Genomic DNA, 25871 nt, shown 5'->3' with positions numbered 1-25871 from the left:
GCGTAAGTCAGATACTTCTGCTCACGGCCGAGGGTGATCAACTCTTTGATACGAGACTGCTGTTGCGCTTTTCCGGACATAACACCCTATCCACTGAAGGTCTTGGCGGGCAAAAAACAAGCCGAGGATTATACCTTAGCTATGACCTCACGCGCCAGTTGAGGTCGGGTTTGATGCGGGATTATTGCGACTTAGAAGGTCGCGTAACTGATTTTTTTCTTCGCTACTGAGCTCGCTCTGGCGCGCTTTGCGAAGAAGTAGTTCCAGATTTCGCTCGCGTTGGCGGGCTGACAGGCTAGTTATAGTGTCGAAAAACTGTTGTTCAAGGTTATCGGCATCAATTAGCCACTCCTTTTCCAGTAGCCTTTGTAGTAATCGGCCCTGTTCAGTGCCGTGCCAGCGTGACAACAACTGAATAGAGCTTAGCTTAGGATTTTTCTGTACGGCTTCGACCAGTGCAATCAATAACTGGTTATTGGTCTGATCTTCAGCGGCAAAGTGCCCGGCATCTTCAACTTTTTTTGCCAGTTGAGGGTGATGCAGCAGGGTGCGCAAGGCAGTGAGCGTAGGCGGCTCAACACCGACCGGTACCCAGGCCTGCTCTCGTTCGCCGCCTCGTTTGCCTTTTTTATCCCAGGGCTTGTTTTCCCACTTCTTGGTGCCAGCGCCTGACTTTTTCGGTGCCCACGCCTGTTGGGGCGTGTACATCTCCGGTTGTTGGAAGTCGCTGTAATCGGGCATTGCATCGTAATCAATGCCGGGGTCGTAAACGGGTTGAGCCTGAGGCTTTGCAGGTGCGCTTTGTGCCAGCTGGCTGACCATCTCGCTGCTTAGGCCGGTAATTTCGGTCAGGCGTTGGCGCATCAACGTGCGCAGGTTGGCCCCCGGCACTTTGTCGACCAACGGCGCTGCCAGCGTAACCATGTGGGCCTTGCCCTCAAGTGAGCGGGGGTCTGCCTCTTCCGTCAGTTGTTGGAAAAAATAATCGGCCAAGGGTTGGGCATGCTGATTGATGCGCGCCTTGAAAGCGTCAGTGCCTTCGGAACGCACAAGTGTGTCCGGGTCTTCACCTTCGGGTAAAAACAGGAAGCGTGCGCGACGGCCGTCTTGCAGGCAGGGCAGCGTGGCTTCCAGTGCGCGCCAGGCAGCATTGCGACCGGCCTGGTCGCCGTCAAAACAGAACAGCACGCTGGGCACTACACGAAACAGGCGCTTCATGTGCTCTTCGCTGGTAGCGGTACCCAGTGTTGCCACGGCATTGCGCAAGCCTTGCTGGGCGAGCGCGATGACATCCATGTAGCCTTCAACGACGATGATTTCATCCAGGCTACGGTTGAACTTGCGGGCTTCGTACAGCCCGTACAGTTCCTGCCCCTTGTGAAACACCGGGGTTTCCGGGGAATTCAGGTATTTGGGTTTGTCGTCGCCCAGTACCCGGCCGCCAAAGGCGATGATGCGGCCCCGGCTGTCACGAATCGGAAACATGACGCGATCGCGAAAGCGATCATAGCGTTTGCCTGTTTCCGCATTTTCAACCAGCAAGCCCGCATCGATCATTGCTTTTTGCTGCAGGGTATCGCTGCTCAAATGCTTGTACAGGTTGTCCCAACCGGGAGGCGCAAAGCCGAGACCGAAATCGCGGGCGATTTCGCCGGTCAGGCCTCGGCCTTTCAGGTAGTCCACGGCGGCTTTACGGGCCGGGTGGCCTTTAAGGGCTTGGCGATAAAAATCGGCAGCGGCTGTGAGCAGTGGGTACAGCGGGGAGTCTGTGGGTTGTCGCGGTTTGTGTGGGCGACCGCTTTCCTCCCGGGGGATTTCCATGCCGGCAGCTTTGGCCAGCTCTTCGACGGCCTGGGGAAAGTCCAGGTTGTCGTGGTCCATCAGAAAGCCGAGCGCGTTCCCGCCAGCGCCGCACCCAAAGCAGTAATAAAATTGCTTGTCGGGGCTTACGCTGAAAGAGGGTGTTTTTTCTTTGTGGAACGGGCAGCAGGCCGTGTAGTTTTTGCCTGCTTTCTTCATTTGCACGCGAGAGCTGACGACGTCGACGATATCGGTACGGTTCAGAAGGTCGTCAATAAAGCTCTGGGGGATTAACCCGGCCATGGCGTTCTCGTCATCTCAGTGCAGCAATAACCGCATCAATGGGCTTGGTCGGCGGCCGTGCAGGTGAAATCACTGCGCGATCACTGGGACGTCTGCTGGGGCATATAAGGGAAGTGTATCTGTCGAAACTCTGCTGATTTGATTTTAATCAGGCCAAAAGGGTTCGATAGGCGTTACGCCCCTGAGTCCGGCATCGACCAGTGGCTGGTCTCGGATAGCTCAAAAGCAGGCACTGAGAGAGGTGCCTTGGGCTGATCGTCTTTGTGAAAATCAGAGGTGTGCTCGTCGGTAGCCTTGGTAGGCTCGTCAGTGAAGACGTGCACCGCTGGCTATTAGGCCAGGTCTGACGTGGTGTAGCGCTTTGTCGCGGTCGCATCTGCGGCCTTGACGGTGGTACCTGTAACTTGCTGCAACTGCCTACGGCCCGGCTTTAGGCCGGGCTTGGCAGAAGCGTGCAACGATCGTCTGTGTATTAGTACAGACGAACGGCGCGGCGCTGCTCGCGCTGAACTTTCTTCGCGTGACGCTTGACAGCTGCTGCTGCTTTGCGCTTACGCTCAGAAGTCGGCTTCTCGTAAAATTCGCGGCTGCGAACTTCAGCCAGAACACCGGCTTTTTCGCAGGAGCGCTTGAAACGACGCAGAGCTACGTCGAAGGGTTCGTTCTCTTTTACTTTGACGGCTGGCATCCAGAGCTACCTTCATTCATTACCGGGGTCAACGTCTCAAGGCAAAATCGCGTTGAAAGACGTCGGTTTTTAAGGGTTGCGGATGTTAACCCCTCATGACCCGGAATGCAAAGCCTCTGATCGAAAACCGCTGGCCGGGGGCGGGAGTGGCGACTATTATGCGCCGCTTCGAATTTAGCCTCTACAAGGCGTAGACCCATGCTAGTACTGGGATTGGAAACCTCCTGCGACGAAACCGGAGTCGCGCTGTATGACAGTGAGCGCGGGCTTTTGGCCGATGCGCTGTTCAGTCAGATTGACCTGCATCGTGCCTATGGCGGTGTCGTTCCCGAGCTGGCGTCACGGGATCACGTCAAGCGCATGCTGCCGTTGATTCGTCAGGTGTTGGCTGAAGCAGATTGTGTGGCCACAGAAATTGATGCGGTTGCCTACACGGCAGGCCCTGGCCTGGTGGGAGCCCTTCTGGTTGGGGCATCCTGCGCTCAGGCGTTGGCGTTTGCCTGGGGCATTCCGGCCTTGGGTGTACACCACATGGAAGGCCATTTACTGGCCCCCATGCTGGAAGCGCAACCTCCGCAGTTCCCGTTCGTCGCTTTGTTGGTGTCGGGCGGTCATACGCAGTTGGTGCGGGTCGATGGGATCGGTCAATACGAGTTGTTGGGCGAGACCCTCGACGATGCGGCCGGGGAAGCGTTCGACAAGACCGCCAAGATGATGGGGCTCAACTATCCGGGCGGCCCGGAGATCGCACGTTTGGCCGCCAAGGGTGTTGCGGGGCGGTTCGTGTTTCCGCGCCCGATGACCGACCGTCCCGGGCTTGAGTTTAGCTTCAGCGGCCTTAAAACCTTCGCGCTCAACACCTGGCAGCGCTGCGTAGCAGCAGGCGATGACAGCGAGCAAACGCGTAGCGATATTGCCTTGGCGTTTCAGCAGGCGGTGGTCGATACCTTGACCATTAAGTGCAAGCGGGCACTCAAGCAGGCGGGCATGAATCGCTTGGTCATCGCGGGCGGAGTCAGCGCTAACAAGGCGTTAAGGCTTTCGCTTGAAAAAATGCTCGGCGACATGAAGGGCGATGTGTACTACGCGCGCCCTGAGTTTTGCACCGACAACGGCGCGATGATTGCTTTTGCGGGGTGTCAGCGCTTGCAGGCGGGGCAGCATGAAAGCCTGGCTATCAGTGTGCAGGCGCGCTGGCCAATGGAGCAGTTGCCACCGTTGTAAACGCCGGACTGCAGGGCGTATGGCTGAGCCTGGTGTGCCTTCACTGACGCGATTCAGAAATGGCGTTCGCGCCCGGCCATCAGGTCGCGTAAATTACGGCGATGTCGCCATACGATCAGTGCCGTCAAAGCACTCATGGGCAGTAAGGCGGCAGGTGCCTGCCAGGCCAGCAGTGGCAGGGTCAAGGGGGTGGCAATCAATGCGGCCAGTGAGCTGGTGCGGGTCAACTGGAATGTCAGTAGCCAAGCGGCCATGGCCAGTAGTGCGGCGAGGGGGTAAAGCCCCAGTAGCATGCCGGCGGCTGTGGCAACACCTTTGCCGCCCTTGAAGTGAAAGTACACCGGGTACATGTGCCCGAGCACCACGCAGAGCCCGACCCAGGCTTGCTCTTGAAGAGTGAACCCCAGGCGGTCGGCCAAGAGCACAAGCAATAAGCCTTTGCACAGGTCACCGAGCAGGGTCAGTACGGCCAGCTTTTTGCCGGCCAGGCGTAACATGTTGGTTGCGCCCGCATTGCCTGATCCACTCATTCGCGGGTCGGGGGTTCCCGTCAGGCGGCTGAGCAAAATGGCGAAGGACAGAGAGCCGAGCAGGTAGGCGATGATCGCCAGTAACCAAAACATGCTAACTATTCCGGGCGAGGACGCCCTGATTCTAACGGCGCCATGCGCCCTTGTCGTGCTGCGGAGAAAAGTGCTTGGACAGAGTGTTTATCGAAGGCCTGGAAGTTGACACCGTGATCGGTGCTTATGACTGGGAACGTGGTATCCGGCAATGTTTACGCCTGGATCTGAGTTTCGCGTGGGACAACCGCCCGGCTGCTGCAGGCGATGATCTGACCCTGGCGCTGGATTATGCGAGCGTTTCGTCGCGCATTCAGGCATTTGCCGAGCATGCTCAATTCCAGTTGGTAGAGACCTTTGCCGAACGTCTGGCTGAAGTGCTCATGAGTGAGTTCGGTATTCCCTGGCTGCACCTCAAACTGACCAAACCCGGTGCCGTTGCGGCGGCGACAGGGGTGGGCGTGGAGATCGAGCGCGGATGTCGCTAACTCAGATTTACCTCGGCCTGGGAAGCAACATTGAACGTGAAGCGCACTTGTGTGCCGGGCTGGATGCGCTTGCCGAATTTCTGCAAGGCATGACGTGTTCGGCCGTGTTTGAAAGCCAGCCGGTCGGTATCAAAAGCGGGCCTTTTTTCAACCTGGTCGTGAAGGCAGAAACAGACTTGCCGCTCGTTGAGTTAAGCCGACGTTTAAAGCTGATTGAAGCGGATAACGGGCGTTATGCACCTGATCGCAAAGGATTGCCGCTGGATATCGACGTGTTGTTCTACGGCGATTTGGTGGGCGACTTCAAGCACGTGACCTTGCCACGAGCGGAGATTCTCAAGAATGCGTTTGTGCTTTGGCCGTTATCTTTGATTGCGCCGGACAAGCTGCATCAGGGGGTGGGCAAAACCCTTGCGCAGTTGTGGGGCGATGCGCAGATCGATCAAGTGCTGGCACCTGTGGCGTTTGAATGGCGGGGCGTGCCATTGACGCCAGCAGAGCTGCTTTGATTGACCCCCTGTTGACTTCGCAGGCGGGGCCGCCCCGTCTTACGCTGCGTTGTCGCGCAAAGAACGGGGCGCACTTCATTCACCTGTAGGAGCCAACGTGTTCGCGATCTTTTAACGATCAAAAGATCGCGAGCAAGTTGGCTCCTACGAAGGGTAGAGTCAGTGTTTGGCGGCGTCCTTGTAGGCTTGAAGGGCCTTGAGCCGTTCGTGCTTGAGGGCTTCGCCCAGCTCTGGGCCTTTGAAGCCTTGTTCCAGTAGGGGTTGAACGGCCACGGCCTGGGCTGCCAGTGCGGCTGCGCGCAGGTAGTCAGCTTGTGGATAAGGCCTGTTCTCCAGCCCCAGCCGCCCTCTGGCGTCCATCTCACAAGCCGCCACGAACTCTTCAAAGCGCTGCGGGCGACGATACACATCAAACCGTTGCAGCAACTCCAGCAGTGTTGATGCTCTGAGTTCAAGGGCGCGATGGCCGTGGGTGTGGTACTCGCCCACCAGCAGCGCTAACTCCTGGCAGTCTCGAGGCACCTTGAAGCGTTCATTGACAGCTTTGATCAGGCGCAACCCTTTGTGCTCGTGGGCAATATGTCTTGGCCATTGGTCTTCGGGCGTCAGGCCTTTGCCCAAGTCATGCAGCAGGCAGGCCCAGCGCACAGTTAAAGGCTGGTGATGCAGTGCGCACTGCTCAAGCACGCTTAGGGTGTGGAGGCCGCTATCGATTTCCGGGTGATGGAGCGCCGGCTGAGGAACCCCAAACAAAGCGTTCACTTCGGGCAGTAATACCTCGAGCGCTCCGCAGTTGCGCAGCACTTCAATAAATACTTGTGGGCAATCCTCCATCAATGCGCGGGACATTTCTTTCCAGCAGCGTTCTGGCGTCAGCGCTTGCAATTCGCCGGAGCCAGAGAGTTGGCGCATCAGTTCAAGTGTGTCAGGGGCGACGGTAAAACCGAGCCCTGCAAAGCGCGCCGCAAAGCGGGCCACGCGCAGGACGCGTAATGGATCTTCGGCGAACGCGGGGGAAACATGACGTAATAAGCGTGCTTCCAGGTCTTGTTGCCCATGATAGGGGTCGATGATATTGCCCGCGTCGTCTTCAGCCATCGCGTTGATGGTCAGGTCGCGGCGCATCAGGTCTTCTTCGAGGGTCACGTCGGGGCTGGCATGAAAGACGAAGCCGCCATACCCATGGCCGCTTTTGCGCTCGGTGCGGGCGAGTGCGTACTCTTCGCCGGTTATAGGGTGAAGAAAGACCGGGAAATCAGAGCCCACGGGGCGATAGCCATTGGCGAGCATTTGCTCTGCGCTTGCGCCTACCACGACCCGGTCAATGTCAGTGAAGGGTTTGCCCAATAGGCGATCGCGCACTGCGCCGCCCACTTTATAGATCTTCATAAAAACCTCCGTTAGCCCGACAGGATAGCGCTTGCGCTGTGCTAACGGAGGCTCGCGTGCATCACAGGTGGATGGCCCCCATGTCCAGGCGCCCGTAATCAGTGTCGCCATGCTCGCCTTTTGGGGGTACATGATGGGTTTTCATGATCTGCTCGCCTTGCAGGGTTTCGAGGTGGATATCGAAGCCCCACAAACGATGCAAGTGCTTGAGCACTTCGTCCGTTGAGTCTCCCAAGGGCTTACGGTCGTGTTGTTGATGGCGCAAGGTCAATGAGCGATCGCCGCGGCGGTCGATGCTCCAGATCTGTACGTTGGGTTCGCGGTTGCCCAGGTTGTACTGAGCAGCCAAGGTTTCTCGAATGATGCGGTAACCGTTCTCATCGTGAATGGCGGGTACCAGCAAGTCGTCTTTCAGGTCGTCGTCCATGATGCTGAACAGCTTAAGGTCGCGAATGACCTTGGGAGACAGGTACTGCAGAATAAAACTCTCGTCCTTGAAACTGCTCATGGCGAATTTGATACTGGACAGCCAATCGCTGCCCGCCAGGTCCGGGAACCAGCGGTGGTCTTCCTCGGTGGGCGCTTCGCAGATACGCCGGATGTCCCGGTACATCGCAAAACCCAGCGCGTAGGGGTTTATTCCACTGTAGTAGGGGCTGTCGAAGCCCGGTTGGAAAATCACGCTGGTGTGCGAAGTCAGGAACTCCATCATAAAGCCTTCTGTGACCAGGCCTTCGTCATAGAGGTCGTTCATCAAGGTGTAATGCCAGAACGTCGCCCAACCTTCGTTCATTACCTGTGTTTGCCGCTGCGGGTAAAAATACTGGGCAATTTTGCGCACGATTCGCACGATCTCGCGCTGCCAGGGTTCCAGTAGCGGGGCATGTTTTTCTATGAAGTACAGAATGTTTTCCTGTGGTTCTTCAGGAAAGCGGGCGTTGTCCTTTTCGCTGTGTTTGTCTGCGCTTTTTGGAATGGTGCGCCACAGATCGTTGATCTGTTTTTGCAGGTGCTCTTCGCGGTCTTTTTGCCGGCGACGTTCCTCTTCGGCCGAAATCGGGTATGGCCGTTTGTAACGGTCTACGCCGTAATTCATGAGTGCATGGCAGGAGTCGAGCAAGTCTTCGACGGCGTCGATGCCGTGGCGCTCTTCGCATTGCATGATGTACTGCTTGGCGAACACGAGGTAGTCGATGATCGAGCTGGCGTCTGTCCAGGTGCGGAACAGGTAATTGCCTTTGAAGAAACTGTTATGACCATAGCAGGCGTGCGCAACCACCAGCGCTTGCATGCAGATGGTGTTTTCTTCCATCAGATAAGCAATGCACGGATCAGAATTGATGACGATTTCATAGGCCAGCCCCATTTGGCCTCGGCTGTAGGATTTCTCGGTACTCAAAAAATGTTTGCCGTAGGACCAATGGTGATAACCCAACGGCATGCCCACGGAGGCGTAGGCATCCATCATTTGTTCGGCCGTGATGACTTCAATCTGGTTGGGGTAAGTGTCCAGCGCATAACGTTCGGCCAAGCGGCCGATTTCCCGGTCATAGGCCTGGATCAGTTCAAAGGTCCACTCTGAGCCAGTGGAGATGGGATGGCGATTATTCTCTTTGGCGGTCATGTCACTAACCTGCGCTGGAAGAGTTCACGGAAGACCGGATAGATATCACCGGCCGAGACCAGTTGCTGCTGAGCGAAGGTGTCTGCAAATGCCGCACCGATGCGCTCGTACTCGTACCAGAGTGCCTGGTGCTCACGCGGGGTGATTTCGACATACGTGTAGTACTGCACAAATGGCATGATCTGGTTGATCAGGATGTCGCGGCAAATGGGAGAGTCATCGTTCCAGTTGTCGCCATCCGAAGCCTGCGCTGCGTAAATGTTCCACTCGTTGGTGGGGTAGCGTTCGGCCATGATCTCCTGCATCAGTTTGAGTGCACTGGAAACAATGGTGCCGCCGGTTTCCCTCGAGTAAAAAAACTCCTCTTCATCCACTTCGCGGGCGCTGGTGTGGTGCCGAATGAAAACCACATCAATCTTGTCGTAGTTTCGCTTCAGGAACAGGTACAGCAGGATGAAAAAGCGCTTGGCAATGTCCTTGGTGGCCTGGGTCATCGATCCAGAAACGTCCATGAGACAAAACATCACCGCTTTGGAACTGGGGTTGGGCTGTTTGACCAGCAGGTTGTATTTGAGGTCAAAGGTGTCGAGGAAGGGCACGCGATGAATTCGCGCACTGAGTTTCTCAATTTCAGCCTCAATGTCTTTGATATCGCCGAAGTTGTCAGGCTCTTCACGTTTTAGCCGCTCAAGTTCGGCCTTGGCCTCCTTGAGCTTGGCGCGACTGCTGCCGGACAGTGCAATGCGCCGCGCATGGGCTGAGCGCAGCGTGCGGATGATGTTGATGCGGGACGGGTTACCCTCGTTGCTGATGCCTGCGCGAACGGATTTGTATGTGTCGGTGCCGGTCAGGTTGCGTTTGACCAGGTTAGGTAATTCGAGGTCTTCGAACATGAATTCGAGGAACTCTTCCTGGGTGATTTGAAACACGAACTCGTCCATGCCTTCGCCGGAATTACCCGCTTTGCCCGGCCCGCCACCCCCGCCAGAGCCCCCCTGCGGGCGCTGAATATGCTCGCCACTGGTGAATTCTTTATTGCCGGGGTGAACCACGGTTTGCTTGCCCCCGCGGCCGTGATGCAGCACAGGCTCGTCAATGTCGCGGCCCGGGATGCTGATTTGCTCGCCATGCTCCATGTCGGTGATGGAGCGGCGGCCTACGGCCTCTTCAACGGCCTTCTTGATATGGTCGCGGTAACGCCGCAGGAAACGCTGGCGGTTTACCGTGCTCTTGTTCTTGCCATTGAGGCGTCGGTCGATCACATAGCTCATAAGGCCCTCCGGGCAGCTTCAAGGTATAAGCTGCAAGCTGCAAGGCGAAGCACACACTGCGCATGTTCTTCTTGCAGCTTGAGGCTTGAGGCTTATCGCGGGTTCACTGCGACTTTCTGACCCGCAGGTACCACTCGGAGAGCAGCCGTACTTGTTTGTCGGTGTAACCGCGCTCGACCATTCGTGTAACGAAGTCGTTGTGTTTCTGTTGATCTTCCTTGCTCGCCTTGGCGTTGAAGCTGATAACCGGCAGCAGGTCTTCAGTGTTGGAGAACATTTTCTTCTCGATTACCACGCGAAGCTTTTCGTAGCTGAGCCAGGTCGGGTTTTTGCCGTTGTTGTTGGCACGAGCGCGCAACACGAAATTGACGATCTCGTTGCGGAAATCTTTCGGGTTGCTGATGCCGGCCGGTTTCTCGATTTTCTCCAGTTCCTCGTTGAGGGCCACGCGGTTGAGTATTTCGCCGGTTTCGGGGTCGCGGTATTCCTGGTCCTGGATCCAGAAGTCTGCATAGAGCACGTACCGATCGAAGATGTTTTGCCCGTATTCGCTGTAAGACTCCAGGTAGGCGGTCTGGATTTCCTTGCCAATGAACTCGATGTAACGCGGTGCCAGGTACTCTTTGAGGAAGCGCAAATAGCGTTCGCGGGTTTCTGCCTGAAACTGCTCTTGCTCAATCTGCTGCTCCAGCACGTAAAGCAAATGCACGGGGTTGGCTGCGATCTCATGGGGGTCAAAGTTGAACACCTTCGAGAGGATCTTGAAGGCAAACCGGGTTGAAAGGCCGTTCATGCCTTCGTCAACGCCTGCGCTATCGCGGTATTCCTGGATTGATTTGGCTTTTGGGTCGGTGTCTTTCAGGTTTTCGCCGTCATAGACCCGCATTTTCGAGTAAATATTTGAGTTTTCGGGTTCTTTGAGGCGCGACAGCACAGTGAACTGAGCGAGCATTTTCAAGGTGTCAGGCGCGCAATGGGCTTTGGCCAGCGAACTGTTGAACAGCAGCTTGTCGTAGATTTTCACTTCGTCACTGACGCGCAGGCAATACGGTACTTTGACGATGTAAATGCGGTCGATAAAGGCTTCGTTGTTCTTGTTGTTGCGGAAGGTGTGCCACTCGGATTCGTTGGAGTGGGCCAACAAGATGCCATTAAACGGAATCGCGCCCAGGCCTTCAGTGCTGTTGTAGTTGCCTTCTTGGGTGGCGGTCAGCAGAGGGTGCAAGACTTTGATGGGGGCCTTGAACATTTCTACAAATTCCATCAGGCCTTGGTTGGCCCGGCACAACGCGCCCGAGTAGCTGTATGCGTCGGCGTCGTTCTGTGGGAATTCTTCTAGTTTTCGAATATCGACTTTACCCACCAGTGCGGAAATATCCTGGTTGTTCTCATCGCCGGGCTCGGTTTTGGCAACCCCGATCTGATTAAGAATGGAAGGGTAGAGTTTCACTACGCGGAACTGGCTGATGTCACCGCCGAACTCGGCCAGGCGTTTGGTGGCCCAGGGCGACATGATGGTGCTCAGGTAACGCTTGGGGATGCCGAAGTCTTCTTCGAGGATGGCACCGTCCTCTGTGGCATTGAACAGCCCTAGTGGCGATTCGAAGACAGGGGAGCCCTTGATGGCATAGAACGGTACTTTTTCGATCAGTTGTTTCAGTTTTTCGGCGAGCGATGACTTGCCGCCGCCGACTGGCCCCAACAGGTAGAGAATTTGTTTCTTCTCTTCGAGCCCTTGGGCCGCATGACGGAAATAAGAAACGATCTGGTCGATGCATTCTTCCATCCCATGGAAGTCCTCAAAGGCCGGATAGCGTCGAATCACTTTGTTAGAGAAGATTCGTGACAGGCGGGAGTTGTTGGAGGTGTCCAGGAGTTCCGGTTCACCAATGGCCAGCAGCAGCCTTTCGGCAGCCGAGGCGTAAGCGCTTTTATCTTGTTTGCACAGCTCAAGGTATTCCTGGAGCGTCAGCTCTTCTTGGCGTGTGGATTCAAAGCGTTGTTGGAAGTGGCTAAAAATACTCATGACGTCACCTCGCTCGATACGTGGAGCCGGCGATTGATCGGTCAGTTCGAGTGCTGGCATGCAGCAACATTGCAGATGCTGTGTACCCCCCAGGACACCATCAACGGTTATAACCCGTTGAAGTTACTACTGATGATCCCTGCGCCGGTGTACCGGCTCTCCCCAGATTCGGATGGCCTGAGCTAAAGGATAGTTGGTAATCGCAGAGGTCAAGGCGGGATGCGTGAATTGTTGGCGTGGACCGTTGGTCTGGCGGGGCGCTAGCCCACTGAAAACGTGGGCTTGGCGGCTTTAAAAAAAATATTCAGAGGGCGCTTGCAGATGTTTCTGACGGATAAGTCGTACGCCATAGCTCGAAGCCACCGTCCAGGCTGTAAACATCACTGAATCCTTGGCTGACCAGATAGGCCGCCGCGCTTTGGCTAGAGTTGCCGTGATAGCAGGACACGATCAGTGGCTTGTCCAGGTCGGCTTTGGCAATAAAGTCGGCGATCGAGTGGTTATCCAGGTGTGTGGCACCTTTGATATGCAGCGCGGCGTAGGCCTGCGGGTCGCGTATATCGACCACGACGGCACCTTGTTCGCGCAAGGCCTGGGCTTGTTCGGGCGAGATTCGTTTGAATTCGGTCATGGGATGGTCCTGGTACCTGACGGTGGACGCTGTGAGGTGACGTCCAAGGGTTGGGAAGGTGAGGGGGCGAGCGGGTTGCTCGCAGGCGTTACAACATGAAGATCGTCACAATCGCAGCTCAAGCGCTGGCCCGTATCGACATTGAGCAGGGTCATGGCCCCTCCCCAGACGCAACCGGTGTCGAGCGCGAAAATCCCCGGCTCTTTGCAGTTGCCCTCCAGTGCGGCCCAGTGGCCAAAGATGATTTTGAGGTCCTGGGTTTTGCGATCTTTATAGCTGAACCACGGCGCGTAGCCGGGTGGAGCGCTGCCGACGCCTTCTTTGCTCTTGAGGTCGAGTTTGCCCTCGCGGGTGCAAAAGCGCATGCGCGTAAAATAGTTGGTAATGACTCGCAGGCGAGCAATGCCCGTAAGGCTGTTATCCCACTTGGCAGGGTCGTTGCCGTACATGCCGTCGAGGAAAGGACCTATCAAACTATCGTCCCTCAGTGCCTGTTCGACTTCGCTGGCATACTTGAGGGCTTTTTTCAGCGTCCATTGTGGGGGGATTCCAGCATGCACCAGGGCGGTATCACGCTTGGCATCATAGTGCAGCAGAGGTAAGCCCCGCAGCCAGTACAGCAGTTCATCGCAATCGGGGGCCTGGAGAATCTCACGCAGAGTGTCGCCTTTTTTCAGGCGTTCAACATTGTGAGCAACGGCCAGCAGGTGCAGGTCATGGTTGCCCAGCACACACACCAGCGAGTTACGCATGGAGTAGAGGAACTGCAGGGTTTCCAGTGATTGCGGCCCGCGGTTTACCAGGTCACCTACCAGCCATAGGGTGTCTTTGGCGGGATCGAAGCTGACACGTTCGAGCAGGCATTTAAGAGGCTGCAGGCAGCCCTGGAGGTCACCAACGGCATAGACCGCCATTAATGAAGGGCTCCGGGGACGGCCAGGCGAAAGGGCGCGATGTTGGCCTTGAAGTCGTGGCCGTCGCTGGCATGCATCAAAAAGGAACCATGCATGGTGCCAACCGTTGTCGTAATGACCGAGCCGCTGCTGTACGTGTATTGGTCACCCGGCAGTATCTCAGGCTGTTGGCCCACGACACCGGCACCTCTTACTTCTTCTGTATGCCCGTCGCCATCGGTAATGATCCAGTGCCGTGACAGGAGCTTTGCACGCACAGAGCCTTTGTTGTTCACCGTGATGGTGTAAGCAAAGGCGTAGCGTTGTTGTTCCGGTTGGGATTGTTCTGGTAAGTAGCGTGTGACGACGCTGACGTCGACCTGATAGCGGGGTTCGGACATGCGGAATGCCTTGCGTGAAAGCGGATACACAGTTCGGGATAAAACTGATGCCTGAGTCTAGGCCAAGACACGGGTACTAGGCCAGACATGGCAAGTACCCGTTTGGTGAGACGATCAGTCGGCGATGGGGGCAGCTTGTTCGCTGAGCGTGTCAGCCAAGCGGACGAAGGCCGCGAGGTCGAGTTGCTCCGGGCGCAGGCTGCCATCAACGCCAGCCGCTTCGATTTCAGCGTTGCTGAGCAAGGCTTTCAGCGTGTTGCGCAGGGTTTTGCGGCGCTGGTTGAACGCTTCGCGCACCACACGCTCCAGCAGGCGATGGTCTTTGGCCGGGTGCGGCAGCACGTCGTGCGGCACGAGGCGGACAATGGCCGAATCGACTTTGGGCGGTGGGTTGAACGCACCAGGCCCGACATTGAACAGGTGTTCTACGCGGCAATGGTACTGAACCATGATCGACAAGCGGCCCCAATCGCCGCCGCCAGGCCCTGCTGCCATGCGCTCAACCACTTCCTTTTGCAGCATGAAGTGCATGTCGCGGATAAGGTCGGCGTTTTTCAGCAGGTGAAAAATCAGCGGTGTCGAGATGTTATAGGGCAGGTTGCCGACGACGCGCAGGGTGCGCGGTGCAGCATCGAGGCTCTTGAAATCGAACTTCAGCGCATCGCCCTGGTGCAGGTTGAAGTTGCTCATGCCGGCAAATTGCTGATTCAGGATCGGGATCAGGTCTTTGTCTAGCTCGACCACATCCAGCTGCCCACCGCTGCTGAGAATGCCTTGGGTCAGAGCGCCTTGGCCCGGGCCGATTTCAAGCAACCGATCGCTTGCCTTGGCGTTAATGGCACGCAGAATGCGGTCGATTACGCCAGCATCGTGCAGGAAGTTTTGGCCAAAACGCTTGCGCGCCTTGTGTTGGTATTGCTCAGTCATATACGGGTCTCGGCCATCTGATAGGCGGTTTCCAAGGCGACTTTCAGGCTGCCGGTATCGATCTTGCCACTGCCCGCCAAATCCAGGGCGGTGCCGTGGTCGACAGAGGTACGGATAATCGGCAAGCCCAGCGTGATGTTGACTGCAGCACCGAACCCTTTGTATTTGAGTACGGGCAGGCCTTGGTCGTGGTACATCGCCAGCACTGCATCGCAGTGCTCCAGATATTTTGGGGTAAACAGAGTGTCGGCAGGCAGCGGGCCACGCAGGTCCATGCCCTCGCTGCGCAGACGCTCCAGAGTCGGTTCAATGATGTCGATTTCTTCATGGCCCAAATGACCGCCTTCACCGGCGTGCGGGTTGAGCCCGCACACCAGGATTCGCGGTTGGGCGATGCCGAACTTTTGTTGCAGGTCGGCGTGCAGGATGCGAGTCACGCGCATCAGGCGCTCAGGGGTGATTGCATCCGCGACCTGGCGCAACGGCAAGTGCGTCGTGACCAGCGCGACCCGTAGCCCGTGCGTGGCAAGCATCATCACGACTTGCTCGGTACGGGTCAGGTCGGCAAGGAATTCGGTGTGGCCAGAAAACGGGATGCCAGCTTCGTTGATCACGCCTTTGTGCACGGGCGCGGTGATCATGCCCGCGAAATCGCCGTTGAGGCAGCCTTCGGCGGCCCGAGTAAGGGTCTGCAGCACGAATGCGGCATTGGCCTTGTCCAGGGTGCCGGGGTGTACGGTTGCCTTTAGCGGGGTATCCCACACATACAGGCTGCCTGCGGGGGCGGGCGTGTCAGGCCAATGGCCGGGGCTGACCGCCAGCAGGTTAACGGCCACACCGAGCTGCACGGCCCGCTCAAGGAGCAGGTCGTGGCTGGTGATGGCAATCAGGGGGTGGGGCTGGTGCTGCGAGGCGAGCAGCAGGCACAGGTCGGGACCAATGCCTGCCGGTTCACCGGGTGTCAGTGCAAAGCGCTTTGCTTTCACTGTGTGGCCTGGTCAGCGCTTTCTGTCGAGTTGGCGCCAGGCAGTTTGATTTCTACATAGGCTTCGTCACGGATCTGACGCAGCCAGCTTTGCAGTTCGTCGTCGTATTTACGGTTGCGCAAGGCATTCATTGCCTGTTGCTCACGGGCTTGAGTGGTGCTGTCGGTGGCGCGACGGCCAAGGACTTCCAGTACATGCCAGCCGTATTGGGTTTTGAAGGGTTTGGACAGAGCACCTTGTGGGGTCGAGGCCATGACTTCGCGGAATTCGGGTACCAGCGAGTTAGGGTCGATCCAGTCCAGATCGCCGCCGTGAAGCGCGGAGCCTGGGTCTTCGGAGTAGTTTTTCGCCAGTTCGGCGAAGTTCTCGCCGTTAGAAATACGCTCGTAAAGCTTCTCGGCCAGTGCCTTGGTGGCGGCCTCGCTGCGAATTTCGCTTGGCTTGATCAAGATGTGACGAACATGGACCTCGTCCACCATGACTGTTTCGCCACCACGCTCGGCGTTCAGCTTGAGAATGATAAAGCCGGTCTGGATACGGACGGGTTCAGTCACGTCGCCAGGTTTCATTTCTCTGAGCATGCTATCGAAAGGCGGTGGCATTTGAACGGCTTTACGCCAGCCCATGTCGCCGCCATCCAGAGCGTTATCACTGCCCGAGTAGTTGATGGCCATTTGAGCGAAGTTCGCACCCTGCTTGAGCTGGTTGTAAACATTCTGGGCTTTCTGGGCCGCTGCCTGGACCGCTTCGGAACTCGCGTTCTCGGGAATCGGAATCAGAATATTGGCCAGGTTCAACTCTTTGGACATTTGCATTTTGCCCAGGTCCGAAGCGAGGAAGTTCTTCACTTCCTGCTCACTCACCTGAATACGCTCTGCCACTCGGCGTTGACGGACACGGCTGATGGTCATTTCACGGCGCACTTGCTCACGTGCATCGTCATAGGACAGGCCGTCACGGGCCAGGGCCTGACGGAACTGATCCAGGCTCATGCCATTGCGTTGGGCAATGGTTTCGAGGGCCTGGTTGAGCTCTTCATCGGCGATGCGGATGCCCGAACGTTCGCCGATCTGCAATTGCAGGTTTTCGACGATCAGACGTTCAAGTACCTGCTGGTCCAGGACGCTGGTAGGCGGGACGCCTTGGCCACGCTTGGCAATGGTCTGTTGAACCTCCCGGACACGCTGGTCCAGTTGGCTTTCCATAATCACGTCGTTGTCGACGATGGCCACTACTTTGTCCAGGGGCTGAACCGCACCGTGAGCGGTGGTACCCAGGAACAACGCGCCCAGCACTAGCGGGCGCAGACACTCAGAAAGCTTGATCTTCACGTTCACGATAACCTTGGATGCCTTTGTCGAGGAAGCTCTCTACTTTGGTGCCAACTACGCCACCGAGACCTTTCAGCACAATTTGAAGGAAGATCCCATGATCGCCTTTCTCGTTTTCCGGGGCGGCCTGGGTGTACTCGTCGTTGGAAACCCAATAACGACTGATCAGACGAAGTTTCCAGCAGCAGTTGTCGTACTCAAAGCCACCAAAGGCTTCCAGGGTACGGTTGCGGTTGTAATCGTACTGCCAGCGGCTGATGGCATTCCACTGTGGCACGATCGGCCAGATGACCGAGAAATCGTGCTGTTGAATCTTGTAGTAATCCTTGATGTAGCCTGCTTCACCTTTTTTCAGGTAATCGCCACCCACAAGCCATTGGCCGGTGTATTGATCGTAATGGATCTGGTCATTGCGATAGCGATAGCCGACATTGACCACCTTGTTCGGGTTGTCTTCAGGCTGGTAGTGGAACATTGCACTGCCCGAACGCGGGCTGTGGCTGTCCGGGTCCCAGTTGTAGTCAGCAGTGGCACGCCAGTCGCGGTTGAAGCGGTAGGCGTATTCCAATGCGTAAGGGGACACGTTGGCCGTTGAGTACTGGCGGTCGGCATCGATGCCCGGCAATTGAACCTTGCGGTCTTGGAAGTAATAAGCCTGGCCGATGCTGACGCGTTGACGCTCAAAGCCGTTTTCTTCGATCCAGCGGCTGGTGAGGCCCAGCGACAGTTTGTTTTCGTCACCCACACGGTCGGTGCCGGTGAAACGGTTGTCGCGCCATAGCGAGGAGTAGTTGAAAGTGCTTTCGCTGGTGTCGAAAACCGGGATGTCGTCCTGGTTGCGATCAGGGACATACAGGTAGAACGCACGCGGCTCAAGGGTCTGGCGGTAGTCGGTGCCGAACCAGTTGGTGTTGCGGTCGAAGTACAAACCGCTGTCGACGCTGGCGATGGGCACGCTGCGGTTGACCGAACTGTCGAAGCGCTCTCCGTTTTGCAGGGAGTTTTTGCCACGACCGTCCAGATCAAGGTCGTACTGGGTGTACATGTACTTGAGGGACGGTGTCAGGTAGCCATAGCTCCAGTTGAGCGGCAGGCTGACAGCGGGTGCCAGGTTCATGCGCGTGCCGTTGGCACGGGCCAGGCCTTTCACGTTGTTATCCAGACGAGGCGATATAAGGCCGTTTTCGTCAGTGAAGTTGCCGTTTTTCAGGTCACGTTCGAAACGCACCATTTCGGTGTCATAGCTGATTTCCAGGCCGCCGGGGTGAGTTGGCACCACACCGTTGAGCGTGAGCTGTGGCAACCTGTCGTACGGTGTGATCTGGGTCACTGTCGCCAACTGATAGGACTGCACGTTCAACCGGGCGGTAAAGTCATCGCCCCGGTAGCTGGCGGCCGCTTGCTGGTTAACGTAGTCCTGGCTTTCAACGCCGATCTGATCACTTTCCAGGTCCTGGAAGTAATACGGGTCGCTGATTTTGGTGTAGTCGACTTCTGTCAGCAGGCGCGAGTTCAAGCCGCCCTTGTGCTGCCAGTTAAGCATGTAGCGCTTGTCGTTGTAGTCGGTCTGGAGCTTGCGATCGTTGTTGTCGTCATTCAGGTAAGCAGCACCGAACTGACCTTCGGAAGACTCGGTCAGGTAACGGACCTCACCTTCCATCAACAGGCCGCGCTTGGTCATGAGGCGCGGGTACAACGTGGCATCGTAGTTCGGTGCCAGGTTGAAGTAGTACGGGGCCACCAGCGTGAAACCGGTGTCGGAACTGCTGCTGAATGACGGCGGCAGGAAGCCGGACTGGCGACGGTCATCGATCGGGAAGTAGATGTACGGTGTGTAGAAGACCGGGATGTCCTTGACCCGCAGCGTCACGTTGGTGGCCGTACCGAAACCGGTGGCCGGGTTCAACGTGATGTTGTTGCCCTTGAGTTGCCAGGCATTGCTGTTCGGTTCGCACGTGGTGTACGTGCCATCCTTGAGGCGAATGATCGAGTCTTCGGCACGTTTGGCGTACAGCGCGTTGCCGCGGATACGCGACTTGTGCAGCACGTACTCGGCGTTGTCGACCTTGGCCGCACCGGTGTCCAGTTGCACATCGGCGTGATCGCCAACGATCAGTGCGCCGTTGTCGCGCAGGCGCACATTGCCATTGAGCTCGCCGCGACTTTCAGCCTGATACAGGCTGGCTTCATCGGATTCAACCTGCATGCTGCCCTGACGCAACACGACATCGCCGGCCAGGGTTGCCACCTGCTCATCCTGCTGATAGCGGGAGGCTTTGGCACCTACGAAGGTCGGGGCATCGCTTTTGTTGGTCTGGTCGTTCATGCCCGGACGAGTGGGCTCAACGTAGGCACCTGCGCAATACGGGCCGGTTTCAGCCAGTTGTGCGGGCGTCAACTTGTCACGCGGAACCCAGTCGAGGTGGCTGTAATCGGCACTGCGGGACCTGAGTCCACGGCCCTTGGTTTCAGTGACCAGCGTGGTCTTGGCGGCCTGCTCGCCTGCTTCGCTGTTAGCCACGGCCACAGCGCCTGCGGCGGCCGGGCGTGGTGGCAACGGGGCAACAGCCGTTTTTGGTGCACACTCCCAGCCTCCCGAAGCCGACGCGGAACAGTCATACTGCTCCTCGGCAACCGCGAACGGTGTGGCGAGAGGTTGCATGGCCAGCAAACTGCCGGTTACCAGCAACGGAAATTTTTTACGAAACGCGGGGGATTTCAATGCCATCTTATTAGTCCGGGCTTCCTGCGTGCCATCAGCCCGCGGCGGGTGGACCGCACGCCTCTCGATGGTCTGAAAAAGATGCTGGATAATAAAGCATGACCCGCTTGACGGCTAGCGCCGTCGGAGACCCTAGTAATGCCTGACCAAGATGTACGCTTGCAACAACTGAAAGTTTGGCTCGATGAGCAGTTGGAGACCTTGTTTGCAAAACTGGGTTGTGGGCCTGTGCCCCCGGCCACGTTGACTGCTGCCAGCAGCGATGCAAGTTTCAGGCGCTATTTTCGATGGAAGAGCGCGGACCGCAGTTTTATCGTGATGGACGCGCCCCCTCCTCAGGAAAACTGCCGACCTTTCGTCGAGATTGCTGAATTGTTGCGCTCCACCAGCATAAATGTGCCCAAAATTTACGCTCAAGATCTGGAGCGCGGTTTTTTGTTGCTCAACGATTTGGGCGACAAAACGTTCCTCGATGAGATCAACGAGCAAAACGCCGACAAGTTTTTCAGTGACGCGATTGAAGCGCTGCTGGCTTTTCAGCTCTTGCCGACAACAGGTGCCTTGCCCCGCTATGACACCGCCTTGCTGCGCCGTGAGCTTGAGTTGTTCCCGGAGTGGTATGTACGTCGCCATTTGGGTGTCGAGTTTGATCAGCACCAGCAAGCGCTGTGGCAACGGATGAGTACCTTGTTGATCAACAGCGCCCTCGGCCAACACCAAGTAGTGGTGCACCGCGACTTTATGCCGCGCAACCTGATGGTCAGCACGCCCAACCCTGGCGTGCTGGACTTCCAGGACGCGGTGTACGGCCCGGTGACGTATGACATCACGAGCCTGTTCAAGGACGCCTTTCTCAGTTGGCCTGAAGAGCGCGTCAACGGTTGGTTGCGCAACTACTGGAAGCTGGCCTTGCCGCTGGGCATCCCCGTAGGCCCTAGTTTTGAGCAGTTCTTGCGCGACAGTGACCTCATGGGGGTTCAGCGCCATTTGAAAGTGATCGGGATTTTCGCCCGTATCTGCCACCGTGATGGCAAACCGCGCTATTTGGCCGATGTGCCGCGTTTCTTCACTTATATAGAAACCGTGGTGTCCCGCCGTCCAGAGCTGGCAGAACTGGGTGAGCTGTTTACCAGCCTTCGCCAGACAGCCCGGGTGCCTTCATGAAGGCAATGATTCTGGCGGCGGGCAAGGGCGAACGCCTGCGCCCGCTAACGCTGCACACGCCCAAACCGTTGGTTCGCGTGGGCGGCGTGCCGTTGATCGAGTACCACCTGCGAGCGCTCGCGGCAGCGGGCTTTACCGAGATCGTGATCAACCATGCCTGGCTGGGCCAGCAAATTGAAGAGCACCTGGGTGATGGCGCTGGCTTTGGTGTCAGCATTCAGTACTCGGCCGAGAGCGAGCCACTGGAAACCGGTGGTGGGATCTTCAAGGCCTTGGCGCTGCTGGGCGATCAGCCCTTTGCGGTGGTGAATGGTGATATCTGGACCGATTACGACTTCTCAGCCCTACGCCAACCCTTGACCGGCCTGGCTCACCTGGTATTGGTGGACAACCCGGCGCATCACCGTGCCGGTGATTTTTGCCTGACGGATAACCGGGTCAGCGACGCGCAGCCGCAGGTGAACACACTGACCTACAGCGGTATTGCTGTGCTCAGCCCGGCTTTGTTTGCAGGCGCTGAGGCGGGGGCTTTCAAATTGGCACCCTTGCTGCGTGCGGCGATGGCAGCGGGTCAGGTCAGCGGCGAGCGGTTGCAAGGGCACTGGGTGGATGTCGGAACCTATGAGCGTTTGGCTGAGGCCGAGTCGCTGATCAAGGACGCTCGCTAAGATGCTGTGGCCAGGGACTCTGATCGGAGCCGGAGCCGGCTTTTTCATTGCCAGCATTCCGGGGGCCATGCTCGGCGCTTTATTGGGGCACACGCTGGACCGCCGCCTGCAACTGCACAGTTGGGCCCATCTGCGTGAGCGCTTGGGCGGGCGGGCGGTGCTGCGCAATGACGAACTGTTATTTGTATTGCTGGGCCGTTTAGCCAAAAGTGATGGGCGGGTGGTGCGTCAACATATCGAGCAGGCGCGCGAGGAAATGCGCCAGCTCGACATGAGCGGTTTTGCACAGCAGCGCGCGGTTGCAGCATTTAACCGTGGCAAGTCGGGTAGTGATTCGCTGCGTGGTTATTTGCGGCGACTCAAAGCTCAGCCCCATGCGGCAGAAGGTGTGTTGCGTGCCTGTTGGCGAATGATCCTGGCAGATGGCCGGGTCGACCCCAAAGAACGGGCGCTTATTGTGCTGTGGGGGCATTGGTTGGGCTGGTCTTCGCAGCAGGTCTTGGCGCTGGGAGGCGAGCATGGCTCGGCTAAAAGGCCGCCCATGACTCGTGCCGGGACGTATCAAGCGTCGATGGCCCTGCTCGGGGTGTCGGCCAGCAGCAACCCCGAACAGATCAAACGGGCTTATCGGCGTCTGCTCAGCCGTCATCACCCGGATAAAGTGGCAGGCACTGGCGCATCACCTGCGCAGGTACGCGAGGCCACAGAGAAAACCCGCGAGCTTCACCAGGCTTACGCGATGGTTCGTGAATACCACGGATTTTGAGTGCTATTTCTCGGTAGGCGGCGGGCTGAGCCAGCCGCGCACTCTGCGCAACAACTGCTCTTGTTCAGCGTCTCGGTTTCCCGTATTGGCCATGAGGCCAAGCTGGTTAAACAGTGACCGGCTGGACCGCTTTACAGCTTGCGACCGCTGCAAGGCGGCTTCACGGGCCAGCGGTTTGTCTGTGTAGAAAATATCCAGCACGGGCACCGATAGGTTAGGCACCAGCAGGCTTAAGTCCGGCTGCGCATGAGCGGGAGTTTGCGCCGCTACCATCAACAACTTCTGAATGTGCGGCGGTTGTTTTTCACTCACGTACCGTGCTGCCCAATAGGCTCCGGTGCCGTGCCCGAGTAACACAAGGCTGCGCATGTTTTGCTGGCGGGCAAAAGCAATGGCGGCATCAATGCGGGCGAAAACCCGTACTGCATCGGCTTTGCTCATCGCCTCGATCGTTTCCGCCGGCTGTGCATCGGTTTCAGCCTCTGCGCTTTCAGCCTCGGCGCTGGCGGCTTGCTCGATGGGTTTGGCTGTGGTGCTGGCCTCTTTGCTGCTACTGTTCGGCTCCGGCGCTGTAGGAACATTCTCTGTTTCGGTGGTGCGAGGCTGATTGGCATCGGTCTGCCTGTCTGGCAGCGTCAGGCTCAGGCTGGCCCAATGCACATCCGGCAATTTGCGGCGCAGTGGGCCGATGGCTTGTGGCCAGTCGGCGGTTTCACCGGCCCCCGGAATGATAATGACCGCGCCTTGAGGGGCGTTGCTGTTGGCAGGTTTCCACAGTGCCAAAAAGCTCTCGTCACCGGCTTGCAGTGTTTGTTGCTCACTTGCCGGGAGTTGACGCTCAAGTGCTGCCGCGTCTTCCTGGCTGCGTTCGGGCAGCGAGGGACGTGCCTGAAGAGGGCGTTGTTCGGGCTCGGCCGCGGGGGCGGGTTGATCTGCCAGTGCGGGCCAGGCCCCCGGTAGTATGAGCAGCAGGCACAACCCCTGCAGTGTCAGACGGTAAGAAGGCATCGATGATTCCAGGCCAGAATAAGTTCTGGCAGCCTAATGTGTTGGTCGAAATTTGTCAGGGTGTGAGTGTTCAGATGATGCGTGTGTACTACCTGTTGATTATCGGCTGGTTCTGTCTGCCCTTGATGGCGCATGCGGCACCTGTACCTGTGCCTGCGGCGCAGTTGAGCGGTACCCAACAGCAGTGGTTGGCGCACCATAAAGAACTGCGCGTGGGTGTGGTGTTGCAGGCCCCGTATGCCAAGTTTGATCAACGCTTGCAGCAGCTGTCTGGGGCCAATGTTGAGCTGATGAAGTGGTTGGCCCAGTCCCTGAACGTTGAACTCACCTGGCGTAATTACACGGACATGGCCGCACTGGAAAAGGCTGCCCGTGCCGGCGAGATCGACCTAGTGCCGGGCCTGACCCAGACCCCGGCGGGGTTGCGACTGTGGTTGTTTTCAGACCCTTACATGCGGGTGCCGCAATTGGTGGTCGGGGCGCGTAACGGTATCGGCGCGGTTGACCTGGAGCGACTTGACGGCCAGACCCGCGTCGCGGTGCGTATGCCGAGTGCGGCTGCGGATTTTTTGCACAGCAGTTACCCGGGTCTCAACCTGCAGGGCGTGCCTCTGGAGCGACAAGCCTTGCAACTGTTGCTCAGTCAGCAGGCGACCTATGCGGTGATCGATGAGGCCCAACTCAGCCGCTTGTCGATTGAACCGGAGTTCGCCGGATTGGCAGTGGTGGGTGATATTGGCTTACCGCAATTGCTGCGAGTGGCGATCCGCCGCGACTGGCCGGAGCTTGCCGGTATTGTCGAGCGCGGGCTGCATGCGATTCCTGCCCGGGATATGGAGCAACTGCACGCGCGTTGGTTACAGCCCAAGTATCCTCATTTAGGGCCATCACCTGGCTTTTGGCAGAACGTGAGCCTGCTGATAGGTGCGTTGCTGTTGGCCTGTATGGCCATTGTGTTTTGGCAACGTCGTCAACAAAGCGCTTTGGAGCGGGCGCTGTTGAGCGCACGTGAGGATATCGCCCAGCGTACGGCCGGTGCGCAAGCCTTGGGTTTGACGAAGTTTTCAATCGACCAAAGCCCGGTGGGCATCCTATGGGTCAATTGGGACAGCCACGTGCGCTACGCCAATCAGGCCGCTGAAGAAATGCTGGGGTGCGAGCCCGGTGCTGTGCTGGAACGGCCTTTGAAAGATTTCGAGCCGGGGCTGAACATGGATCGCTGGCTGGTGCTGTGGCGTCGTGCCCGGGCTGATGACGAGGGTGCGCAACGCTTCGAGACCCAGTGCGTTCGAGCTGACGGTAGTGTTTTCCCGGCCGACGTGACCTTGAGCTTTTTGCGTTTTGGCATGGCCGAGTACCTGGTTGTGTATCTCAATGACATTACTGAGCGGCGTCAGGTGCAGGCAGCGCTGCAGGAAAGTGATGCGCGTCTGCAAGGGATCGCCTCGAACGTGCCGGGGCTGGTATTTCGGTTGGAACGTTCACTGCTGAACGGCGAACTGGATTTTCCCTACATCAGTGAAGGCAGCGAGAGCCTGGTGGGCTTTTCTCCCGCGTATTTGCGCCGGCGCGAGGTGGGCTTGCGCAGCCTGGTCCATCAGGAGGACAAGGCGGATTACCACCGCGTGCAGGACTGGGCAGTAGACCATGACAGTGACTGGTCGTGGCAGGGCCGTATCGTGACCCGCCAGGGCCAGCAGCGCTGGGCCGAAATCAAAGCCATCACCCGCCGCCTCGAAGACGGTACGGTGGTGTGGGACGGTATTGTTTGGGACATCAGTGAAAGTAAGCGCATTGAGTTGGAACTCGACAGTTCGCGCGGGCAATTGCGTGATTTGGCAGCACACCTTGAAAGTGTGCGAGAGGAAGAAAAGGCGCGTATCGCCCGGGAAGTGCATGACGAAGTGGGTCAGATGTTGACCGTACTCAAACTTGAAATTTCCATGTGTGAGCTGGCGTTTGGGGATCTGGACCCCGGATTGCGTGAACGTCTCAACAGCATGAAAAAGCTGATTGCCCAACTTTTTCAGGTGGTGCGCGATGTTGCCACCGCGTTGCGCCCGCCGATTCTGGATGCCGGGATCAGCTCTGCCATCGAATGGCAGGCCCGGCGTTTTGAGGCTCGCACGCACATCCCTTGCCTGGTGCAGGTGCCCGAGCATTTGCCGCCACTCAGCGAGGCCAAGGAAGTCGGCCTGTTCAGGATTTTGCAGGAGGCACTGACCAACGTGATCCGCCATGCCGAGGCCCAGACGGTAGAGTTGACGCTGAGCATTGAAGGGGAATCGTTATGCTTGACCATCATTGATGATGGCCGAGGATTTGTGCCCGGCACAGGTAAGCCTACTTCCTTTGGGTTGGTGGGCATGCGTGAGCGAGTATTGATGTTGGGTGGTACCTTGTCGTTAGTCAGTGTGCCGGGCGAAGGCACGACGCTGAAAGTACACGTGCCATTGGTGACCTATCTGCAGTGGCCTTGATGAGGAAAG

24 protein-coding genes are annotated in these 25871 nt (G+C 57.5%); 8 read left to right on the top strand and 16 right to left on the bottom strand.

Going from position 1 to position 25871, the window contains the following annotated elements; translation table 11 throughout:
- The 3 genes from Q1W15_RS24575 to rpsU all read right to left on the bottom strand — a co-directional run.
- A partial coding sequence (locus Q1W15_RS24575; protein ID WP_367280647.1) for an RNA polymerase sigma factor region1.1 domain-containing protein occupies positions 1–80 on the bottom strand: 80 nt, incomplete at its 3' end.
- 67 nt (positions 81–147) lie between these two features.
- Positions 148–2103 carry a DNA primase gene (gene dnaG, locus Q1W15_RS21300; RefSeq protein WP_300732022.1) on the bottom strand — a complete coding sequence of 652 codons (1956 nt, stop codon included), beginning with the start codon at positions 2101–2103 and terminating at the stop codon, positions 148–150.
- 472 nt (positions 2104–2575) lie between these two features.
- Positions 2576–2791, bottom strand: coding sequence for a 30S ribosomal protein S21 (gene rpsU, locus Q1W15_RS21295; protein WP_002551877.1), 216 nt, complete (start codon positions 2789–2791; stop codon positions 2576–2578).
- 198 nt (positions 2792–2989) lie between these two features.
- Between rpsU and tsaD the strand changes: the two genes are divergently transcribed.
- Positions 2990–4015: a tRNA (adenosine(37)-N6)-threonylcarbamoyltransferase complex transferase subunit TsaD gene (tsaD, locus tag Q1W15_RS21290; RefSeq protein WP_300732020.1), complete on the top strand. Its 1026-nt coding sequence runs from the start codon at positions 2990–2992 to the stop codon at positions 4013–4015.
- A 53-nt stretch (positions 4016–4068) separates the two neighbouring features.
- Here tsaD and plsY read toward each other — a convergent pair whose 3' ends face one another.
- A complete protein-coding gene (plsY, locus tag Q1W15_RS21285) occupies positions 4069–4638 on the bottom strand; it encodes a glycerol-3-phosphate 1-O-acyltransferase PlsY (protein ID WP_300732018.1) in 570 nt (189 codons plus the stop codon).
- A 74-nt stretch (positions 4639–4712) separates the two neighbouring features.
- Between plsY and folB the strand changes: the two genes are divergently transcribed.
- Both folB and folK read left to right on the top strand, forming a co-directional pair.
- Positions 4713–5066, top strand: coding sequence for a dihydroneopterin aldolase (folB, locus tag Q1W15_RS21280; protein WP_300732016.1), 354 nt, complete (start codon positions 4713–4715; stop codon positions 5064–5066).
- Positions 5057–5575, top strand: a complete 519-nt coding sequence (gene folK / locus Q1W15_RS21275) for a 2-amino-4-hydroxy-6-hydroxymethyldihydropteridine diphosphokinase (protein ID WP_300732013.1) — start codon at positions 5057–5059, stop codon at positions 5573–5575. The genes folB and folK overlap by 10 nt, the downstream gene beginning before the upstream one ends.
- Before the next feature lie 159 nt (positions 5576–5734).
- Here the strand turns inward: folK and Q1W15_RS21270 are convergent, their stop codons facing one another.
- From Q1W15_RS21270 to Q1W15_RS21255, 4 genes are all read right to left on the bottom strand, one after another.
- Positions 5735–6964 carry a multifunctional CCA addition/repair protein gene (locus Q1W15_RS21270; RefSeq protein ID WP_300732010.1) on the bottom strand — a complete coding sequence of 410 codons (1230 nt, stop codon included), beginning with the start codon at positions 6962–6964 and terminating at the stop codon, positions 5735–5737.
- Positions 6965–7025: 61 nt separating this feature from the next.
- On the bottom strand, positions 7026–8588 hold the full coding sequence (locus Q1W15_RS21265; protein ID WP_300732007.1) for a SpoVR family protein: 1563 nt from the start codon (positions 8586–8588) through the stop codon (positions 7026–7028).
- The gene (locus tag Q1W15_RS21260; RefSeq protein ID WP_300732004.1) at positions 8585–9859 is read right to left on the bottom strand and encodes a YeaH/YhbH family protein; all 1275 of its coding nucleotides are present in this window, start codon (positions 9857–9859) and stop codon (positions 8585–8587) included. The genes Q1W15_RS21265 and Q1W15_RS21260 overlap by 4 nt, the downstream gene beginning before the upstream one ends.
- A gap of 103 nt (positions 9860–9962) precedes the next feature.
- Complete coding sequence (locus Q1W15_RS21255) at positions 9963–11885, bottom strand: PrkA family serine protein kinase (protein WP_300732001.1); 1923 nt, start codon at positions 11883–11885, stop codon at positions 9963–9965.
- On the opposite strand from Q1W15_RS21255, the gene Q1W15_RS21250 reads away from it, so the two are divergent.
- On the top strand, positions 11868–12071 hold the full coding sequence (locus tag Q1W15_RS21250) for a hypothetical protein (RefSeq protein WP_300731998.1): 204 nt from the start codon (positions 11868–11870) through the stop codon (positions 12069–12071). The genes Q1W15_RS21255 and Q1W15_RS21250 overlap by 18 nt on opposite strands.
- Positions 12072–12189: 118 nt before the next feature.
- On the opposite strand, the gene glpE is transcribed toward Q1W15_RS21250, so the two are convergent.
- The 7 genes from glpE to Q1W15_RS21215 form a co-directional block, all read right to left on the bottom strand.
- Positions 12190–12516, bottom strand: a complete 327-nt coding sequence (gene glpE / locus Q1W15_RS21245; RefSeq protein WP_300731996.1) for a thiosulfate sulfurtransferase GlpE — start codon at positions 12514–12516, stop codon at positions 12190–12192.
- Positions 12513–13430, bottom strand: a complete 918-nt coding sequence (locus tag Q1W15_RS21240; RefSeq protein WP_300731993.1) for a symmetrical bis(5'-nucleosyl)-tetraphosphatase — start codon at positions 13428–13430, stop codon at positions 12513–12515. Before Q1W15_RS21240 ends, glpE begins: the two co-directional genes overlap by 4 nt.
- Positions 13430–13810, bottom strand: a complete 381-nt coding sequence (apaG, locus tag Q1W15_RS21235; protein ID WP_300731990.1) for a Co2+/Mg2+ efflux protein ApaG — start codon at positions 13808–13810, stop codon at positions 13430–13432. The genes Q1W15_RS21240 and apaG overlap by 1 nt, the downstream gene beginning before the upstream one ends.
- A 114-nt stretch (positions 13811–13924) precedes the next feature.
- Positions 13925–14737 carry a 16S rRNA (adenine(1518)-N(6)/adenine(1519)-N(6))-dimethyltransferase RsmA gene (gene rsmA, locus Q1W15_RS21230; protein WP_300731987.1) on the bottom strand — a complete coding sequence of 271 codons (813 nt, stop codon included), beginning with the start codon at positions 14735–14737 and terminating at the stop codon, positions 13925–13927.
- A complete protein-coding gene (gene pdxA, locus Q1W15_RS21225; protein WP_300731983.1) occupies positions 14734–15723 on the bottom strand; it encodes a 4-hydroxythreonine-4-phosphate dehydrogenase PdxA in 990 nt (329 codons plus the stop codon). The genes rsmA and pdxA overlap by 4 nt, the downstream gene beginning before the upstream one ends.
- A complete protein-coding gene (gene surA / locus Q1W15_RS21220) occupies positions 15720–17060 on the bottom strand; it encodes a peptidylprolyl isomerase SurA (RefSeq protein ID WP_300731981.1) in 1341 nt (446 codons plus the stop codon). The genes pdxA and surA overlap by 4 nt, the downstream gene beginning before the upstream one ends.
- Complete coding sequence (locus Q1W15_RS21215) at positions 17035–19782, bottom strand: LPS-assembly protein LptD (RefSeq protein ID WP_300731978.1); 2748 nt, start codon at positions 19780–19782, stop codon at positions 17035–17037. The genes surA and Q1W15_RS21215 overlap by 26 nt, the downstream gene beginning before the upstream one ends.
- 132 nt (positions 19783–19914) lie before the next feature.
- On the opposite strand from Q1W15_RS21215, the gene Q1W15_RS21210 reads away from it, so the two are divergent.
- Genes Q1W15_RS21210 through Q1W15_RS21200 form a run of 3 tightly spaced genes read left to right on the top strand, consistent with a single transcriptional unit; the run spans position 19915 to position 22374 of the window.
- Positions 19915–20940, top strand: coding sequence for a phosphotransferase (locus tag Q1W15_RS21210; RefSeq protein WP_300731975.1), 1026 nt, complete (start codon positions 19915–19917; stop codon positions 20938–20940).
- Positions 20937–21608 carry an N-acetylmuramate alpha-1-phosphate uridylyltransferase MurU gene (gene murU / locus Q1W15_RS21205; RefSeq protein ID WP_300731972.1) on the top strand — a complete coding sequence of 224 codons (672 nt, stop codon included), beginning with the start codon at positions 20937–20939 and terminating at the stop codon, positions 21606–21608. The genes Q1W15_RS21210 and murU overlap by 4 nt, the downstream gene beginning before the upstream one ends.
- A 1-nt stretch (position 21609) precedes the next feature.
- Positions 21610–22374 (top strand): TerB family tellurite resistance protein, encoded by a 765-nt coding sequence (locus Q1W15_RS21200; protein ID WP_300731970.1) that lies wholly within the window; start codon positions 21610–21612, stop codon positions 22372–22374.
- Between the two features lie 3 nt (positions 22375–22377).
- Here the strand turns inward: Q1W15_RS21200 and Q1W15_RS21195 are convergent, their stop codons facing one another.
- Positions 22378–23382: an alpha/beta hydrolase family protein gene (locus Q1W15_RS21195; protein ID WP_300731967.1), complete on the bottom strand. Its 1005-nt coding sequence runs from the start codon at positions 23380–23382 to the stop codon at positions 22378–22380.
- Positions 23383–23456: 74 nt separating this feature from the next.
- Here Q1W15_RS21195 and Q1W15_RS21190 point away from each other — a divergent pair, with 74 nt between their 5' ends.
- Positions 23457–25862: a transporter substrate-binding domain-containing protein gene (locus Q1W15_RS21190; RefSeq protein ID WP_300732027.1), complete on the top strand. Its 2406-nt coding sequence runs from the start codon at positions 23457–23459 to the stop codon at positions 25860–25862.
- The last annotated feature ends 9 nt before the right edge of the window (positions 25863–25871 follow it).

The organism is Pseudomonas sp. (assembly GCF_030150285.1).
Classification (GTDB): Bacteria; Pseudomonadota; Gammaproteobacteria; order Pseudomonadales; family Pseudomonadaceae; genus Aquipseudomonas.
Note: the sequence above shows the minus strand (reverse complement) of the source record. Positions and strands in the feature narration are given on the sequence as shown.